Genomic DNA, 17064 nt, shown 5'->3' with positions numbered 1-17064 from the left:
TAAACAATTAGCATTCATGTTGACGAGATGATTTAAAGATCAAGCGATCAGCGGCTTGAAACCATGCTTAACTGACACCTCACCAATCTTGTCCATATTCTCAACGGTGATTTGATTGCGACCCCAGGAAAAATTAGTATGCCAGCCTTCAAATTCCAGCAGCATTGATTCGGCAAAACAGGCAAACAATTGCCGCGCCGGAGCACTCATCGCCACGATCTGCATGATTTTCCAGTCAATATCCAGCGAATGCTCCACAATGCCACCATTAATCACATGCACATCTGGTTCTTGCACCAGGGTAGACATATTCTTGGGGTAGCCGCCATCGATCAAAACGCAGGGCTGCTTAAGGCTGGTCGTGTCAATTTGCATCCCCTTGGGCATACTGGCCACCCACACCACCACATCGGAGAGGGGTAACGCCTCTTCGATCGGCAAGATCTTGCCCCGCCCCAAATTAGCTTGTAGCTCCTTGAGGTTGTCCTGGTTCCTGGCCACAAAAATTAAATCTTTAACATCGGTACGCACATTTAACCAACGGCACACCGCGCTACCAATGTCCCCAGTTGCACCGCAGATCGTCACCGTGGCATTACTAAGATCGATGCCATGTTTTTGGCTAGCTTGCTCGACCTGACGGCAAATAATATAAGCAGTATGAGTATTGCCAGTGGTAAAGCGGCGGATCTCTAGCTCAATGTTGCGTACCTGTCGAATCTTACTGAGATTGAAACGCTCAAAAATGATCGACGAAAAGCCCCCCAAAGCAGTGATGTCAATCCCATTCTTTTGGGCATGCACCATTGCATTGACGATTTTGCGAGTAGCCGACTTGATCCGGCTGGGGGAAAGCATTTCTGGCAAAAAGCAAGACTCTACATATTTGCCTTGAATAATCTGACCAGTAATGCTCTTGACGGTTATGTCATCCACAATTTGTGGTGGAGCCATGCACCAGAAATCTAGTCCCTGGTCGGCATACTCTTCATAACCGAGATCCCTGGCAACCGATTGGGCATGAGCCAGGCTCGTGAGGTGTCCTATTAGTCCAAACATCTAATACGTTAGATCAACAAAAAGAATATAAGCTAAGCAACAAAATATAGCAGGGAAGGTTGAACGCGCTGATAATTCAAAACACGTTTATTATCCTGTGATTCAATCTCAATCGGGTACTCTACAGTTTAATCAACTTTTTAATCAACTTAATCAACAGCTAGTCCAACATTTGCATCAAAATTAATCAAATCAATGCAGATATAGCAGACACATATGTGAAGGAATCCCACCGCAACCATGAACCAAGCCTAGCTACAGTCAACTTGCGTAGGATGCTAATCCAGCCAAGCCAAGCTCATTTCGAGTTGCGATCGGTTTACTTGTTTTACCCTATTCCTTATTTTATCAATATCTCACGGATATTTTATTGGCTATTTGAGCGGTGCAGGGTTTAGGAGCATAGATATTTAGCTTAGATACCTCCTAGATATCTAGATACCTAGATGTTGAGCCACTATGAGCCAGCTTTAGTTAGGCAGGCAGCAATCCCATTGCCGACATTTTCATGATATCGCGGGTATTGAAGCCAATATTCCCCAAAGCTTCACCATAGGCAATCATGAAGTCTTCAACCAAAGCCTCCTTTTCCATCCCCAATACCTTGGCATCTTTTTCGACCCGATTAAGCATCTTCCAGACGATCGGTAGGTTCTGGCGATTGGCTTTTTCTAAACCTGCTTTAGCAGATTCAAAATTAGCTTTGAGCCATTCTTCACCAAAGTTGAGGTGTAGGTATTCATCCTTAACTACGCCCTCGGTAATTTTACGGGCAAAGTCATCGGCGACTGGAATATAAATGTTGTAGGCTGCGATCGCAAAGCATTCAATGATTAGCGATTGAATCAATAAGCAGGTAACCACATCACCTTCAGCCGCTGCGGTTTGGAAATTACCATGCAGTTGGGCAAAAAACTCTTGGGCAAACTGCATATCTGGCGTTACGCTCAGATTCTTGCCACAGGCTGTAAATCCTTTTTTGTGGCGCATTTCCATTTTCGCCAGTTTGGCCAGATCGTCTTTAAGATCTGGTAGCATTTCCCCAAGTCTCAGGTAATTGCTATAGGCTTCCTGTTCACCTTCGATCACGATCGCATTGATGCGGCTATAAGCATCACGGTAGGTGTCGGAGTTATAATCAAGTTCTGTAACTATGTCAAGCTGTTGACCTATCACGAGTACCCCTCGACTGAATTTTCTAATTTCTTAATAAACTAATATATTGCTTTAGCTATTCTATGCTATTTGCAGCATACACCACTGACAACATCGATCTAACCCGCTTCTCATTACGACTGCCAATGTGTCAAGCAGACTACAATCACAAAAATTTATGCAAACAGCAACCTATCAAAGATAATTATCTATATTTGGACACAAGTATATTTGCTTGCCTGTTCGATCAACATCGATCTTAAGCGTGAAACTTAAACGTGAAAAGTTCTCGCCGTATTGCCTAGATACAAATAATTCACAGGAAAATAGATCATTACCAGCATGGGGCGAACTTACAAGGCGACCGGAATTAATCTTAAGGGCATGGCGCTGGGGGAAAACGATAAACTACTCACGATTTTAACCAGGGAACATGGCTTGGTGCGAGCAGTGGCCGCAGGAGCCAGAAAACATCGCTCTAGTTTGGCTGGCCGATCGGGATTGTTTGTGGTAAATAATCTGGCGATCGCGGCTGGGCGAAGTCTCGATCGCATTACCCAGGCCGATACGGTGCATTCGTTTGTGGGACTGAGTCAAAACCTGGCCAAGTTAACCGCTGCTCAATATTTAATTGAATTAACCCTGATTCAAGCCCTGGCTGCCCAACCACAGGAAGAATTATTTTTGGTGATTGTGGAGCATCTGTTGCGCTTGAATAATGCTGCCCCAGATTTGCAAACCGTGATGGCGTTACTAAGTCATGGCATCTATCATTTGTTGGCCGTAGCTGGGCTTGCACCGCAGGTATATCGCTGTTGTATTAGCAAGGTAATGATCCAACCGCAACCGCATGTAAGTAAAAGCAACGATCGCGCCACTGCGATTAATAATGCTCACAACAATCAAAATAATCGCCCTAATTTAGTTCCTCTGGGGTATGAAACTGATGCCACTGATGGGGAATATAGATCTAGGCGATTGAATCAATCGGCGCAATTAGAACGATTAGAGCAAAAATTTGGCTTTAGTATCGCCAATGGTGGCGTGGTTAGCTTAGATCGGTTAGCATCGCTTAGTTCCCCAAATTTAGGGGCTGAGCAGGACATAAGTAACACAAATCGATCGCCATCTGTTCATGATTTCAAGAATTATTCAAATACTACCGATACGATTAGGAATGTTAAAAACCCGATCGACCTGAATAAACAAAAAAAAGTGAGCCATCAACTGACTAATCCTGAGCTGACCGCACTCCAGCTTCTGCCCCAGGCGGAACTAAGTGCTTCAAGTTCTAGTTTAGATACCTCAGTTTGGTTATCGATCGAACGGCTCCTACGTGCCTACACCAAGTATCATTTTGATAAGCCCATCCAATCAGCCGACTTGATTGACAGTTGTTTTAATTCCCTATGACCCATCTCTTTGATCCACCCAGTGCTAGCCCGAAAGATGACCAGAATCAGCAAAACAACGACTCCACTCAGTCTTTAGTAGATCAAACTACTGGTTCAGTCCTCAAGAATCCTAATTTTTTAGCCCTCTGGGGTGGACAAGTTTTTTCGCAAATTGCCGACAAAATCTATTTAATTCTGGTGATTGGGATTATTTCCAGCCGATTTCAACAACAGGGTGAAACAATTAGCGGCTGGGGTTCATCGGTGATGGTGGCGTTTACCATCCCTGCCATTCTATTTGGCTCGATCGCTGGGGTTTATGTCGATCGCTGGTCGAAGAAATTAACCCTGGTGCTTTCAAATTTATTACGTGGCGCACTGGTATTTGCAATCCCATTAGTGTTGTGGGTTACCAGTGATTTACCAACCGTGGGAAATTCCCGGCCGGACTTTTTGGGTCTGTTGGTGATCACGTTTATTGTCTCGACCCTGACTCAGTTTTTTACCCCGGCAGAACAAGCCTCGATCACCCTGGTGGTGGAAAAGCCCAAGCTATTAGCGGCTAATTCAATTTACGCTACTACGATTATGGCGGCGCTGATTTTGGGATTTGCAGTGGGTGAACCGTTGCTAACCCTGGCTGATTATCTGTGCCAGCAGATCAATTTCCTATCGATCGGTAAGGAGGTGCTAGTGGGCGGCAGCTATACGATCGCGGGCTTGATTTTGCTCTGGCTCCAAACCGGTGAAAAAGCCGAAGATCTAGCCTCCCATGAATCCCATCTGTGGGCTGATATCAAAGATGGTTTGCGGTATCTCAATACTAAAAATGCGGCCAAAGCGGCTTTATTGCAACTGGTATTCAGTTTCTCGATTATTGCTGCGTTGACTGTGTTGGCGATCCGGATCGCGGAAGTAATCCCAGAAATTAGATCCGATCAGTTTGGCTTTTTGCTGGCGGTTGCGAGCATTGGCATGGCGATCGGCGCAGCGATCGTAAGTAACTTTGGCCAAAAGACACCGCGCCATTTGCTGGCTTTGATTGGCTCGATTGGTATGGGTTCGTTCCTGGCTGGTCTGGCTCTGTTCACGGCTCAGCTAGTACCCGCTTTGACCATGATCGGCTGTCTGGGCATATTTGCCGGTATGTGCGTGATTCCAATGCAGACGGTGATCCAGGAAGAAACCTCCGAGGCGATGCGGGGCAAGGTGTTTGGCTTGCAAAATAATGCCGTGAATATTGCCCTGAGCCTGCCACTGGCGCTGGTGGGGTTGGCGGAATCCTATTTTGGCCTGGAAACCGTGATTATTTCCCTTAGTTTAATTTCTTTGATTAGTGGGGTTTGGATTTGGCAAGTGGCACGCAAGGCGATCGTCTAGTTTTTTCAAGTTAGGTATTGTTGTTAGGTATTGTGCAAGCTAGATCTAGCGATCACGCGGTTGCAATCACTGATCGCCATTCCTAGCCAATAGCTCCCTTGAAGCTGCACTGGGTAGGAAAAAGTAGCGCAATTTAAACTTTTGTTAATCTTCTGTTCAAAAATGATAAAGATTGCTAAGTGCCTAGAACATATTGCTTACAATTGATATCTAAATAAGATTAGCTAGGGTGGTTTCAACAATCGATCGCTACCTTGAGCTAAGTTAAACTAAACTTCTTTGGTGTCCTGCTAACTAATTTTTCTACGTGATCCTCCCTGGATTAATGTCTAAACCTATTTATCAAAACTTGAATTCACCAAAATCTGAGCAATTCAATTTAGAACCATGAATTTTCTATCCCCTAATCCGGCTCCTAATCAAAATCAGGATAATCACCACATCACAACAAGATACCTATGACAGCAGAATCAACCAAAATCCTTGAGCTGGCTCAAAAATTTACTCCCCATATCGATCACACCGCATTTCAAGAAGATGATTCCTATCGGATGGCGCTGAGCGCTGCCGCTGCCGCCGACGATCGTAAGGGTGAAGATATTTTGATTCTGGCCGTGGGTGAAGTCTCGGTGCTGGCGAGCTATTTTTTAATCATTACTGGCTATTCCAGGGCTCAAGTAAGGGCGATCGCTGAATCGATCAAGGCTGATTTACAGGATCAATATGGCGTGCAGCCGATTCGCTCTAGTGGTCAAAGTGAAGCAACCTGGATTGTGCAGGACTACGGCGATCTGATTATTCATGTGATGCAACCGACAGAAAGGGAATTTTATGACCTGGAGGCATTCTGGGGGCATGTGCCTCGGTTTGCCCTGTCAAAAAGTGCTTAGTTCGATCGGATGATCCGCTTTATTCGCTAAAATTGGCATTGCAGTAATTGCGTTATGAGGCAATTTAGCCTGATTTTGATTGCTAATTCAGCGCGGTCAAGATTTTGCTTTGTCCAAGTTTATTGGCAATGGGGCAGCATGAATTTAGCTCAACCTTTGGCAGAAGCTGACAAGTAGCGAGGTAAATCCCGCACCAATTTACTGTAGTCTATTCAGGTCTGGAGCATCCTGTACACCAGACTTAATATTTGGCCGCCATCTTTTATGCGTGGGTTGGAATTGTGTAACAGCGCTGGTAGTCTGAAGCTATTAGGCTAGGTGAGCGTTACCAACAATAGACCTGTGCCAAGGCTTAAACCTAAAATTTGCATAATCAAAAGATCAATTAAAAGCTCTATAACCAAAGGAACTATTAAAGTTAGATAGAATATGAAAATTGGCGATCGTGTAAAAATAAATAAATCCCTCAAGGTATATACCCATCCAGAGCATCGTGGCAAAGCTTTTGATATCGAGGGCATGGAAGGTGAAATAGTCAACATTATTACCGATTGGAATGGCCGACCAATCAGCCCCAACTACCCGATCCAGGTGCAATTGGGCAAGAAGTTCAAAGTGCATTTGAGTGAGGCAGAGTTGGAATTAGTTTAAATTGCTGACAATTTAGCTGGCGATCATCCACAGCTTTGCTGGCAAGGAGTAGAAGTGATCTTAAAACATGCCCTCTTGAGAACAGTTACTGCGATCGTGGCAAGTAATATGGCTATTCTTATGCCAACTCAGGCTGGCGAAGTTCAGGATCTAAATCTAAATCCAAACCTAATTACCCATACGTTAACCAACCGCCAATATGTCTTCTCCTGATTTACCTGACCAAGAGCCAACGATCGCCCCAGATCCTGAATCTAGATCTCAAACAGATATTACTGCCGACGAGCCCAACACTCAACGCGTGAGCCTGTTTCAAAAGTTTGAGGGTGTGAAAATTATTGTGATCGCCCTGGTGCTGGCTTTTTTGCTGCGTAGTTTTGTGCTGGAACCCAGGTTCATTCCCTCTGGTTCGATGGAGCCAACTTTGCAGGTCAACGATCGCGTAATTGTCGAAAAAGTCTCTTACTGGTTGGGGCAACCGCAGCGCGGCGATATTATTGTGTTTTATCCACCCCGATCGCCCTATATCCAGGACAATACCAAAGCCTATATCAAACGAATTATTGGTTTACCAGGCGATCGAATTAGTATTCATAATAATCAGGTCTTTGTAAATGATGTGGCGCTGGATGAAGCGTCGTATATTGCGGAGCCTGTAGATTATGTCTGGCCACCCGAACAGGCCAAACTGCAGGAACTACTCGCGGCCGGGAAATTGGGCAATCAGGTGGTGCTAGCCGATCTCAATGTTTATGTAACAGTGCCCGAAGATAGTTTCTGGGTGATGGGTGACAATCGCAACTACAGTAATGATTCCCATGTGTGGGGCTTTTTGCCGAAACAAAATATTATTGGCCATGCCAGCTTTCGGTTCTGGCCGCTTGGCGATCGGTTTGGTTTGATTAATAATCCCGATTATCCAGAGTTGTCTTAAAACTTGGGGTTGTAGAATGGGGTAGTTTGAACATTAGAACCCTAACCAATTTTTCGATCGTAGGAGTGGCATTGGCTTAAAGATTTTTAGCAAATGGTTTTTGAGTTAGTTACGAATCAATCGCCATAAACTTCAGGTAGCTGATGCAAACAAGCGATCGAAAATATCCATCACCTGCTGACTAAACACCTCAGAATTAAATCCCTGCTCCACCAGTTGCCTTGCCCTGTGCCCCATTTCCAGGGCAGCATCTGGATCATCCTCAAAAAACTGAATCGCCGATCGCCATCCCTCCACATCTCCAGGCGCAACCCATTTACCCACCCCCAGCGCTTCGATATCAAGATCGATTAATGGGTGCTTGGTCATAATCACCGGCTTGCCCATCCCCAGCGCATCCATCAAACTAGTTAAACCAGCAATGCTCTGGGTCACTACCACCGGAATCGCCAATATCCGCGCCTGAGCATAGAGTTGTAATAACTGCGGGTATTTCATGTAATTATGATCTGGCAGTGCCATCACTGATACATTCTGGCTAAACCCCTGCAAGGTGTCGTTATAGCCACTTTCTAAGCAAATAATCTGCGCTTTGGCATTGGTTTGCGAAGCGGCTTGACCAAAGGTTTGAAAATCTCGGCCAGTACGTCCCGCCGCGATCACCCCCTCACCGACTCGATCGCTAGCCGGATCGCTAGCTTGATAATAATTGGCATCAGGCCCCCAGGACAGATAACCAGACTTGCGATCGCTATGGGCGAGTTGATTGATCTCTGCTGCCACCACCGAACTGAGACTAGGAAAAGCATCTGTACCTTTGACCAACAATTCAAAAAAAGGTTGGCGTAGTTTGGCCAGCTTGCCGTAATTAAGGGGATGGTGGGCAATACAAACGATCGGGATTTTGATCAGGCCGATCGCCCGCAGGTAATTAAGCAAATGGGTTTGAGTCTGGCAGGGGCAATAGATTAAATCAGCCTGATTGAGCTGTTGCCAGCAAGACCATTGTTGATCGAAATTACCCAAGGGAATTGGCAAGCGACTACGGCGATAGAGCTGCCCTACCTGTTGCAAAAATTGCGAACTAGTAAAAGGGACTAGCTCAACCTCATAGCCTCTGGTGTGAAAATAATTAATGCCATAGAGGTGATGATCGGGTTTTTCGCCCCGCTTTACCTCTTGCCAAACCTGCTCAAAGGGATAGTTATTGAGAACCAGAACACGTTTGGACATATTGGACTATTTAACTATTTAACTACTTACGAATTGAAGCGTGATTTGAAATATGGCTTGCAAAAGATTAAATAAACCAACTAAAACCCTGATTCGATCAATGGTTGGTTGGCCTTAGCCCAATTGGCGATCGCCGCCAGGGTGTCAGTCATTTTCACTTCCGGTTGCCAACCCCATGACCGCTTGACCAGGCTATTGTCAGTAACATAGTAGGGAATGTCAAAGGTGCGGGTCTCTGGCACGGAGGCGACCGCACAATCATCACCCAAATTAGCACGGCAATAGGCGGAAAGCTCTTTTAAGCTCATCGCACAATCGTTACCGCCGCCCACATTAACAATTTTAGGAGCCTGGCGATCGGGTTGATTAAGCTGCATCTGAATCAATCGCGCTAGATCCTGGGGGCAAACAAAATCGCGTACCTGCTTGCCCTCGCCGCCAAAACCAATATATTTAAGCGGTTTTTGGCATAACCATTGATAGATCCAGAATGAAAAAATGCCCTGATCCGGTTTGCCAAATTGCCCCGCGCCAGCGATCACCCCGCAACGATTGATCCAGAGCGGAAATTCAAATGTGGCAGCATATTCCAAGGCCATTACCTCAGAAGCCAGCTTGGTTGCGCCATAGAGTGAGATCGGCGCTGTGGTAGAAAAACTTTCATTCACGCCTAATTTACTAAAACCATTGGGCAGTGGTTGACTGAGGTCGGGCGTAAATCGATCGCCATTGTCAACTAATTTAATCTCTAACAGTGAATTAATCGCATACACACGACTGGTGCTGAGCATCAAAAAGCCACAGCGATCGCGGCGACATTTTTCTAGCAAATTAAGCGTACCAATCAGGTTATGCCCCACCAATTGCGCAGAACCCCCACCTATCCCTGCCATTACGCTGGGGATAGCGGCACAATCCAGAATCCAATCAACTTTGGGCAATTCCACCACATCATCATTGACGCGAATATCGCCGTGAATTAATTTGCAGCCCAGCTTACTTAAAAAAGCTAAATTAGTTTCGCTGCCGCGCCGAGAGAGGTTATCGATCCCAATTAGCTCTATATTCTCGATCGAATGGGCGATCGCCTCTGCCAATCTGCTACCAACGAACCCGGCCGCACCGGTAATTAAGATTTTCATGCTGTCTCAAATGGTTTAAGAATTTAGATTGAATTAACAGTGATCATAAAACTTTTAAAATCCAGCAAATTAACTCAATCGATCCTGCCAGGCGGCAATAATCTCCGCAAAGATATCCTGCAATGACTTGGTGATGTCCCAATTAGGATAGTGCTGTTTCATTTTGCGCAGATCGCTGTAGTAGCAGATGTGATCGCCTTCGCGGTTTTGATTGACATATTCATACTGCATTTTTTTGCCAGAGATCGCCGCCGCCAACGCAAACGCCTCCAGGATCGAGCAGGTGTTATCCTTACCACCACCAAGGTTATATACCTCTGCGCTGCGGGGAGCCTTAATAAACTCTTCAATAAACCTGGCCACATCATGGGAGTGGATGTTGTCGCGCACCTGCTTACCCTTATAGCCAAAAATTTTATAGGTGCGCCCTTCCAGATTGCATTTGATTAAATAGCTCAAAAAACCATGCAATTCAACCCCAGAATGACTTGGTCCCGTTAGGCAACCACCCCGTAAACAGCAGGTATTCAGGCCAAAATAACGTCCATATTCCTGCACCATCACATCCGCTGCCACCTTGGATGCACCAAACAATGAGTGCTTCGATCGATCGATCCGAAAAGTCTCGGCAATGCCGTTGGCATAGGCAGGATCATCATAGTCCCAGCGGGTTTCTAATTCTTTGAGTGGGATTTCGTTCGGCGCATCGCCATATACCTTATTGGTAGACAGATGGGCAAAGGGAGCCGTTGGTGCATGTTGGCGGGTGGCTTCCAACAGGTTCAAGGTGCCCACTGCATTTGTATCAAAGTCATCAAAGGGAATTGCCGCCGCCCGATCGTGACTGGGTTGGGCAGCACAATGCACGATCGCGTCTGGTTGCAAACTTTCCAGCAGTGCCAGAATCCCCTGGCGATCGCGGATGTCTAATTCATGGTGCACAAATCCCTTTAGGTCTTCCTGGAGGCGTTGCTGATTCCAGCGAGTATCGCCCTGCTGACCAAAGAAAACCGCCCGTTGATTATTATCAACCCCATGTACCTGCCAGCCTAAATTAGCAAAGTGAGTACAAACTTCTGAACCAATTAGTCCCGATGATCCCGTGACGAGCAGTTTTTTCATAGTTGATCTGCCAGTTAAGTTAATTCAAGTTTGGTCGATGTAATGCTAGGCAAAGGGCATCATCATAGATGATCTTCTGAATCTAATCTAGACAATAGATGCTGCCTAGGCTCAAGTCAGGCATAGCTAGCTTACTTAAATTAGTAATTAGTCAATTAGTAATTAGTCGCAATTATGCCATGCCTAATGCTCAAATTTCCGATCGATACGAGCCTAAGCTGGGGACAATTTACGATCGCCACTATCCAGATTAGTCAACATTGTCGATCGCTATTGTCGATCGCTAAAAACTCTCTTTCCCCCAATTTGTTGATCCAGATTTTTCGTGAAATGAACCTAGTCTACTTAACAACTAAGTCTAGGATTAAATCATCACAGGTCTAATGTTAATGCATGTTAATGACTATGGAAAAGTAATCACTACAAATCTGGATTTGCCTAGCTTAGCCAGTATTTCCCAACCAAGCAATCATTAGATTCCCAATCAACAATGCCAGTTCGAGGTTAGTGCGATCAAATCAATTGAAAACAAATCTCTAGGGTCGCAATGGATTTTAAGGCGATCGCCGGGAGTGACGAGCCAGAAATTACAAAGATTCGGGGGCGCTAACCAACATCCAGCCCATTTAAAACGATCGCTAATCAAGTAGCTAGTTTTCTCCTACCCAACTAACTGTAATCACATGCTGAGGATTTCAAATATCTATCCAAATCTGGTTAATGTAGTATTATCCCTTCATAAAATTACGATCGTTGTGGTTTGGGGATATGCACATGAATAGAGTTCTAGTAACTGGTGGGGCGGGTTTTATTGGTAGTCATCTGGTGGATTTTTTGCTGGCGCAGGGTTGGCAGGTAACTACGATCGATTGTTTTGATGATTTCTACGATCCACAGACCAAGCGCCAAAATATTCAACCACATCTGGCCAATTCTAGTTATCGCTTGATCGAGGCAGATATTTGTGACCTGAATGCTCTCCAAACCCAACTGCACGGCCACCAGTTTGATCTGATTATTCACTTAGCGGCCAGAGCTGGCGTACGCCCTTCGATCGCCAATCCGTTTATCTATCAGCAGGTGAATGTCAATGGCACCCAAAACCTGTTGGAAATAGCCAGACAAATGGAGATTAAAAAATTTATTTTTGGCTCTTCTTCCAGTGTCTATGGCGTAAACCCCAATTTACCCTGGCGTGAAGATGATTATGTACTCAAGCCAATCAGCCCCTATGCCAGTACCAAGGTTAGTGCTGAACTGCTCGGCCATGTCTATAGTCACTTATATGGGATTCAGTTTCTGGCGCTGCGCTTTTTTACGGTCTATGGCCCCCGCCAACGCCCTGATCTGGCGATCCATAAGTTTGCCAAATTGATGACCGCTGGCAAAAAAATCCCCGTATATGGTGATGGTAGTTCCAGCCGTGACTATACCTTTGTGGGCGATATTGTGCAGGGCATTATTGGCGCGATCGCCTATGACCAGACCAGCTACGAAATTATTAACCTGGGTAACAATCGCACCGTGAGTTTGATCGAGATGATCAAGGGATTGGAACAGGTGTTTGAAGTGGAGGCTAATTTGGAGTTCATGGCCAATCAGCCGGGCGATGTCAGCCATACTTTTGCCAGGGTCGAGAAGGCAAAGGCGCTGTTGGACTATACACCCAATACCGACTTCATCACTGGTTTAGAGCATTTCCGTGATTGGTTGCTCACGGGTGCGATGGTTTAGGGTGGATTAGTCGATCGCTAATCGGCAAGCAATCGCACAGTTGGGTGATGCTAAACCAACTAGATTAACTTGAATATGGTGACGGTAAATGAATATATGATTAGCGAAAGACAGCAAACTTATTAATGTTCGACTCATTTAACATTAAGGTTAGTTATCTCAAAAGCAGCATAAAAAAGCATTTGCCAAGCAGAGTTTTGAACCATTTTAAAAACCAAAAACCATGAGCCTCAATCTTGAACAGGATTATATCTTTACCAATACCACCGCTGACAGTGAATTGGTGAGGTTGCAATTGATCGAAGAAATCTTTGATCCGGCTACATTTGCCCAATTGAAAAAAATGGGACTCTCCCAGGGCAACACCTGCCTAGAGGTCGGAGCCGGGGCTGGTTCAGTGATGCGCTGGATCTGCGATCGAGTGGGTGAAACTGGCCAGGTGGTGGCGGTCGATCTCGATCCCCGGTTTATTTCTGGAACAGAGTTACCAAATCTAGAAATCCGCCAGGGCGATATTTGTGCAATGGATCTTGAACCAAATAGGTATGACTTGATCCACCTGCGTTATGTGCTGGTGCATGTGCAGGACTATAACAAGGCGATCGCTAATTTGGTGCAGGCACTCAAACCCGGTGGCAAGATTTTAATCGAAGAGCCGGATTTTCTTGATCAAGCCCCCGCTGCGGTTGAAGATGCCAGCAAATTTGCAGTAATGGATCGGATGTTTAAAGGGGTGCTGAAATTGCATCAGGTGTTACAGGTTAATTCCGCGATCGCCCGCCAAATGCCCAGTTTGTTGCAACAGCATGGCTTACAGAATGTGAGTGCTGCCGCCGCCCAAAAATTAGCTCCGGGTGGCTCGAAAATGGCACGGATGATGAAGATGTCGCTATCGCATATTGCCGAGAAGTTAATCAAGGCAGGTACAGTATCTGCTCAGGATGTAGAGATTTTCTTGCAAGAACAAGATAATCCGCGTACCTGGGTGTTGTATTACTCCACGATCGCCGCTTGGGGTACTAAAGGCGCACTAAAGCCTAATGCGAGGTAAATCTACCCTTAGCCTTGCCTTGTGAAAGTTCAATATGGCAAAGCCAGAATCATCAGATTTGTAAGGACAAATTGGCTAAAACTGCGGCGATCGCCCTGGCAGAGGAGTTAAACTATTTAAGTTAGTTCCTGCTCTGGGGTATTATTTGCCGCAATGTTATCGATCGAAGCATTAGTTAGTATTGCGATTGGGACTGACGAAAGGCATTTGCCATCTTCCTTAGGCAAATTCTGGCTAAGATAAAAATACCTCCATCTGTTGAGCGCTTAGTTTTAAATTTACTAATCTGATCCTGAAGCTATGACCACCAAACCCGACTGGCTGAGAGTAAAAGCACCGCAATGGCAGCGCGTAGGCGAAGTAAAAGAAACTCTGCGCGATCTGAACCTGAACACGGTATGCGAAGAAGCTTCCTGCCCGAATATTGGCGAGTGCTTTAATGCGGGAACGGCTACTTTTTTGATTATGGGGCCTGCTTGTACACGTGCTTGCCCCTATTGTGATATTGACTTCGAGAAAAAGCCCCAGGCACTTGACCCCACCGAGCCCGATCGCCTCGCCGAAGCAGTGCGCCGAATGGGACTGAAGCATGTGGTAATTACTTCGGTCAATCGGGATGATCTAGCCGATGGCGGTGCATCTCAGTTTGATAAATGTGTAAATAAAGTGCGGCAGGCCATGCCCCACACCACGATCGAACTACTCATCCCCGATCTCTGCGGCAATTGGGATGCGCTTGCGGCAATCCTGGCAGCTCAGCCCCATGTGCTCAACCACAATACCGAAACCATACCCAGGCTCTATCGACGCACCAGACCCCAGGGTGATTATCAGCGTAGCTTGGAACTACTAAAACGCGCCAAGCAAATTGCCCCCTGGGTCTATACCAAGTCGGGCATTATGGTGGGCTTGGGTGAAACTGCCGACGAGGTATTAGCGGTGATGCAAGATCTACGATCGGTTGATTGCGACATCATTACGATCGGCCAGTATTTACAACCCTCCCAGAAGCATCTGGGCGTAGATGAATTTGTGCATCCGGATCAGTTCACGGCCTGGCAGGAAGCTGGCCAGAAAATGGGTTTCTTGCAGGTGGTATCCAGCCCTCTAACGCGTAGTTCTTACCATGCGGAACAGGTGCAGGCATTGATGCAGCTCTATCCCAGACAACACCTGATGCCCAGCCTACCCAATTAAAGCTCAATTCAAATTAAATAATTAAGCCAAAGATTAGCGATTGCGAATCAAGAAAGAAGGCAGGTCAACTTTTCTGGTTTGCTTTTGAGCCTGAGCCTCTACGCCATTGCTTGCACCCACTGCGGCAGGCACTCGATCGCTGCCATCGCTGCCATTGTTGCCATTGCGATGATCGCTTTGATTTCTGGGCTGATAGGGTTCAAGCGGCCGATAGGTCGGTGAGGTTTGGTCTAATTGTGATGATGGCTGAGCCTGTTGCTCAAATCTGGTAAACTCTTGCTCTGGTACTGGGGCCACCTTAGCAACCGCACGCACCGCCTGGGGGGTGATTGGTCGGGGGATACTGGCGGAGGCTGGCAATCCAGCGCGAGGATGTTGTTTTTGCTGGTCTTTTTGGTCTAGCAACTTCTCCAATGCGCCGCTGAGATGGAGGGCACGGCGTTGATGGTTCAAGGATTGCTCTTTCCAATGTTGGATCGCTGCTTCATATTCTGAGGCTTTGCCAGCTTGCTTAAGCACTTGCTCTTGCAGTTCTGCCACTCGTTCCTCTAGCTCTACCACTCTGGCTTGCGATCGCTTTGAGTTTTGCTCCGAATCGGCCAGGGATTGCTGTAATACGGTCAAGGTGGCAAATTGTTGATTAAACTTAGCGCTCAACTCGTCATTGTTAGCTTTGATCAGATCGAGGCAAGAATTTAGCTCCTGGTTCTGCTGTTCCAGGGTTTGGATTTGTTCGGCCTGTTGAGCTGCGATCGAGCCCTGGGTATAGTTACCGTCGGTGCCCAGCCCTGCTAAATTTTGCTCTAGCTTGATAATCTCCGCTTCTAGCTGCGCGATATATTCGTCTTTCTGCTTAAACTCGTTTTCATAATGCGATCGCATCATTGTGATTTCTTCGCGCATAACCTTTAACTCCAGCTCTAGCTCGGCTTTGGGATCTCTAACTTGTTCAACTTGATCTCGGTCGATCGACTGATCCGCATCTACGATCAAATTTTGATTAACTTGCTCTTTACTCTTGGCCTGATCTAAACCATCTAAACTATTTGCCGCATCAGGCTGCTGAGCACTAACATTTTTCGATCGAGGATTTGGCTCCTGTGCCGAACCTTCTACCACATTTTGCGGGTTTTTGGGAGCTTTTTTTGCTGATTTCTTGCGCAAGGTCTGCTTCTTGGCTTTGGCAGGCTCCTTACCCGAAAAAAGACTTCTGGCCAGGGAAGATTCACTCACTGATCACCTCACATTTCACTAATTCTTTGATTCGCTTGGCTGCTTCGCCGTCTGGTTTATATTCCACCAGGGTTAGTCCCCGATCGAAGGCAGTCCGAATATCGGCACTATCGGGAATAGTTACGGGGGATAGTACATCACTAAAGGTTTTTTGGGCGAGGCCATATAATTTGCCGGTGTGTGAGGCCGACCAAATCCCAGAGGGCAAGTAGCGATCGTCGAGCATATTAATTATTACCTTGGTTTGGCGTGCCCCAATGAAAGCCTCGGCCTCCTTAATAAAACGGATTGTGGTTTCGGTGCATTGAAAGTCGGTGCGGTTGAGGCGGGTTGGGATTAAGACCTTATCCGCTGGCACCAGGGCATTGGCGGTTAGCTCATTGAGATCGCCGGGGCTATCAATAAAGATATAGTCATAGTCATTAACGATGCGATCGATCTCGCGCTTGAGTGCGCCTTCCTTGCCCATTTGCATTGCGGAAAGCTGGGTAACTGCCTCTGCCATTGATACGTGGGAAGCAATCACATCAATCCCTTTGGGGCTTTCATATACTAATTCTTCGATGTGTTTATCGGGACGTTTCTTGAGGATCGACAGAATTGTATCGGCTTCTTCGATCGCTTCTATTTCGCCTAAAAACAAGCTACTACTGGTGGTTTGCGAGGTCATATCGATCACTAAAACCCGCGCTCCTGTCATTGCTGTGATTTTGGCAGAATTGGCACATAGCGTGGACTTGCCGGTGCCGCCTTTGTTATTGGTGAATGCTATTACCTTAGCCATTTAACTTGAGCCTTGAGCAATATATTTAGTAGGTATCGATCGGAGCGGTGCGCAGTATTAGGGTGATAGTCATTCTCCAAGCATGAATCAGCAAAGGATATACAT

General features: G+C 46.2%; 15 protein-coding genes. 8 read left to right on the top strand and 7 right to left on the bottom strand.

Annotation, left to right across the window (positions count from 1 at the left end; translation table 11 throughout):
- Window positions 1-39 precede the first annotated feature (39 nt).
- Entirely contained in the window at window positions 40-1059 is a 1020-nt protein-coding gene (locus PSE7367_RS18230) for a long-chain acyl-[acyl-carrier-protein] reductase (protein ID WP_015166813.1), read from the bottom strand.
- Between the two features lie 474 nt (window positions 1060-1533).
- Window positions 1534-2235, bottom strand: a complete 702-nt coding sequence (locus PSE7367_RS18225) for an aldehyde oxygenase (deformylating) (RefSeq protein ID WP_015166812.1) — start codon at window positions 2233-2235, stop codon at window positions 1534-1536.
- A 321-nt stretch (window positions 2236-2556) separates the two neighbouring features.
- Here PSE7367_RS18225 and recO point away from each other — a divergent pair, with 321 nt between their 5' ends.
- The 5 genes from recO (at window position 2557) to lepB (ending at window position 7463) form a co-directional block, all read left to right on the top strand.
- The gene (gene recO, locus PSE7367_RS22815) at window positions 2557-3627 is read left to right on the top strand and encodes a DNA repair protein RecO (protein WP_015166811.1); all 1071 of its coding nucleotides are present in this window, start codon (window positions 2557-2559) and stop codon (window positions 3625-3627) included.
- On the top strand, window positions 3624-4988 hold the full coding sequence (locus PSE7367_RS18215) for an MFS transporter (RefSeq protein WP_015166810.1): 1365 nt from the start codon (window positions 3624-3626) through the stop codon (window positions 4986-4988). Before recO ends, PSE7367_RS18215 begins: the two co-directional genes overlap by 4 nt.
- Before the next feature lie 458 nt (window positions 4989-5446).
- Window positions 5447-5878: a ribosome silencing factor gene (gene rsfS / locus PSE7367_RS18210; RefSeq protein ID WP_015166809.1), complete on the top strand. Its 432-nt coding sequence runs from the start codon at window positions 5447-5449 to the stop codon at window positions 5876-5878.
- Between the two features lie 429 nt (window positions 5879-6307).
- Complete coding sequence (locus tag PSE7367_RS18205) at window positions 6308-6529, top strand: ferredoxin-thioredoxin reductase variable chain (protein WP_015166808.1); 222 nt, start codon at window positions 6308-6310, stop codon at window positions 6527-6529.
- Between the two features lie 199 nt (window positions 6530-6728).
- Window positions 6729-7463 (top strand): signal peptidase I, encoded by a 735-nt coding sequence (gene lepB, locus PSE7367_RS18200; RefSeq protein ID WP_015166807.1) that lies wholly within the window; start codon window positions 6729-6731, stop codon window positions 7461-7463.
- A 132-nt stretch (window positions 7464-7595) separates the two neighbouring features.
- Here the strand turns inward: lepB and PSE7367_RS18195 are convergent, their stop codons facing one another.
- The 3 genes from PSE7367_RS18195 to PSE7367_RS18185 form a co-directional block, all read right to left on the bottom strand.
- Entirely contained in the window at window positions 7596-8696 is a 1101-nt protein-coding gene (locus PSE7367_RS18195) for a glycosyltransferase (protein ID WP_015166806.1), read from the bottom strand.
- 80 nt (window positions 8697-8776) lie between these two features.
- Window positions 8777-9838: an NAD-dependent epimerase/dehydratase family protein gene (locus PSE7367_RS18190; protein ID WP_015166805.1), complete on the bottom strand. Its 1062-nt coding sequence runs from the start codon at window positions 9836-9838 to the stop codon at window positions 8777-8779.
- A 69-nt stretch (window positions 9839-9907) separates the two neighbouring features.
- Window positions 9908-10960 (bottom strand): NAD-dependent epimerase/dehydratase family protein, encoded by a 1053-nt coding sequence (locus PSE7367_RS18185; RefSeq protein WP_015166804.1) that lies wholly within the window; start codon window positions 10958-10960, stop codon window positions 9908-9910.
- A gap of 774 nt (window positions 10961-11734) precedes the next feature.
- Here PSE7367_RS18185 and PSE7367_RS18175 point away from each other — a divergent pair.
- The 3 genes from PSE7367_RS18175 (at window position 11735) to lipA (ending at window position 14942) form a co-directional block, all read left to right on the top strand.
- Window positions 11735-12694: a GDP-mannose 4,6-dehydratase gene (locus tag PSE7367_RS18175; RefSeq protein ID WP_015166801.1), complete on the top strand. Its 960-nt coding sequence runs from the start codon at window positions 11735-11737 to the stop codon at window positions 12692-12694.
- A gap of 223 nt (window positions 12695-12917) precedes the next feature.
- Window positions 12918-13745 (top strand): methyltransferase domain-containing protein, encoded by an 828-nt coding sequence (locus PSE7367_RS18170; protein ID WP_015166800.1) that lies wholly within the window; start codon window positions 12918-12920, stop codon window positions 13743-13745.
- Between the two features lie 300 nt (window positions 13746-14045).
- A complete protein-coding gene (lipA, locus tag PSE7367_RS18165; protein WP_015166799.1) occupies window positions 14046-14942 on the top strand; it encodes a lipoyl synthase in 897 nt (298 codons plus the stop codon).
- A 33-nt stretch (window positions 14943-14975) separates the two neighbouring features.
- On the opposite strand, the gene PSE7367_RS18160 is transcribed toward lipA, so the two are convergent.
- Together PSE7367_RS18160 and PSE7367_RS18155 are read right to left on the bottom strand one after the other, a co-directional pair.
- Entirely contained in the window at window positions 14976-16175 is a 1200-nt protein-coding gene (locus tag PSE7367_RS18160) for a coiled-coil domain-containing protein (RefSeq protein ID WP_015166798.1), read from the bottom strand.
- Window positions 16168-16959, bottom strand: coding sequence for a ParA family protein (locus tag PSE7367_RS18155; protein ID WP_015166797.1), 792 nt, complete (start codon window positions 16957-16959; stop codon window positions 16168-16170). Before PSE7367_RS18155 ends, PSE7367_RS18160 begins: the two co-directional genes overlap by 8 nt.
- Window positions 16960-17064 lie beyond the last annotated feature (105 nt).

Source organism: Pseudanabaena sp. PCC 7367 (assembly GCF_000317065.1).
Classification (GTDB): Bacteria; Cyanobacteriota; Cyanobacteriia; order Pseudanabaenales; family Pseudanabaenaceae; genus Thalassoporum; species Thalassoporum mexicanum.
Note: the sequence above shows the minus strand (reverse complement) of the source record. Positions and strands in the feature narration are given on the sequence as shown.

Excerpts from the sequence above, each read along its gene's own strand:
- PSE7367_RS18185 (WP_015166804.1), bottom strand. The coding sequence starts at position 10,960 with ATGAAAAAACTGCTCGTCACGGGATCATCGGGACTAATTGGTTCAGAA.
- lipA (WP_015166799.1), top strand. The coding sequence starts at position 14,046 with ATGACCACCAAACCCGACTGGCTGAGAGTAAAAGCACCGCAATGGCAG.
- PSE7367_RS18175 (WP_015166801.1), top strand. The coding sequence starts at position 11,735 with ATGAATAGAGTTCTAGTAACTGGTGGGGCGGGTTTTATTGGTAGTCAT.
- PSE7367_RS18205 (WP_015166808.1), top strand. The coding sequence starts at position 6,308 with ATGAAAATTGGCGATCGTGTAAAAATAAATAAATCCCTCAAGGTATAT.
- rsfS (WP_015166809.1), top strand. The coding sequence starts at position 5,447 with ATGACAGCAGAATCAACCAAAATCCTTGAGCTGGCTCAAAAATTTACT.
- PSE7367_RS18215 (WP_015166810.1), top strand. The coding sequence starts at position 3,624 with ATGACCCATCTCTTTGATCCACCCAGTGCTAGCCCGAAAGATGACCAG.
- PSE7367_RS18170 (WP_015166800.1), top strand. The coding sequence starts at position 12,918 with ATGAGCCTCAATCTTGAACAGGATTATATCTTTACCAATACCACCGCT.
- PSE7367_RS18230 (WP_015166813.1), bottom strand. The coding sequence starts at position 1,059 with ATGTTTGGACTAATAGGACACCTCACGAGCCTGGCTCATGCCCAATCG.
- PSE7367_RS18195 (WP_015166806.1), bottom strand. The coding sequence starts at position 8,696 with ATGTCCAAACGTGTTCTGGTTCTCAATAACTATCCCTTTGAGCAGGTT.
- PSE7367_RS18155 (WP_015166797.1), bottom strand. The coding sequence starts at position 16,959 with ATGGCTAAGGTAATAGCATTCACCAATAACAAAGGCGGCACCGGCAAG.
- PSE7367_RS18190 (WP_015166805.1), bottom strand. The coding sequence starts at position 9,838 with ATGAAAATCTTAATTACCGGTGCGGCCGGGTTCGTTGGTAGCAGATTG.
- recO (WP_015166811.1), top strand. The coding sequence starts at position 2,557 with ATGGGGCGAACTTACAAGGCGACCGGAATTAATCTTAAGGGCATGGCG.
- lepB (WP_015166807.1), top strand. The coding sequence starts at position 6,729 with ATGTCTTCTCCTGATTTACCTGACCAAGAGCCAACGATCGCCCCAGAT.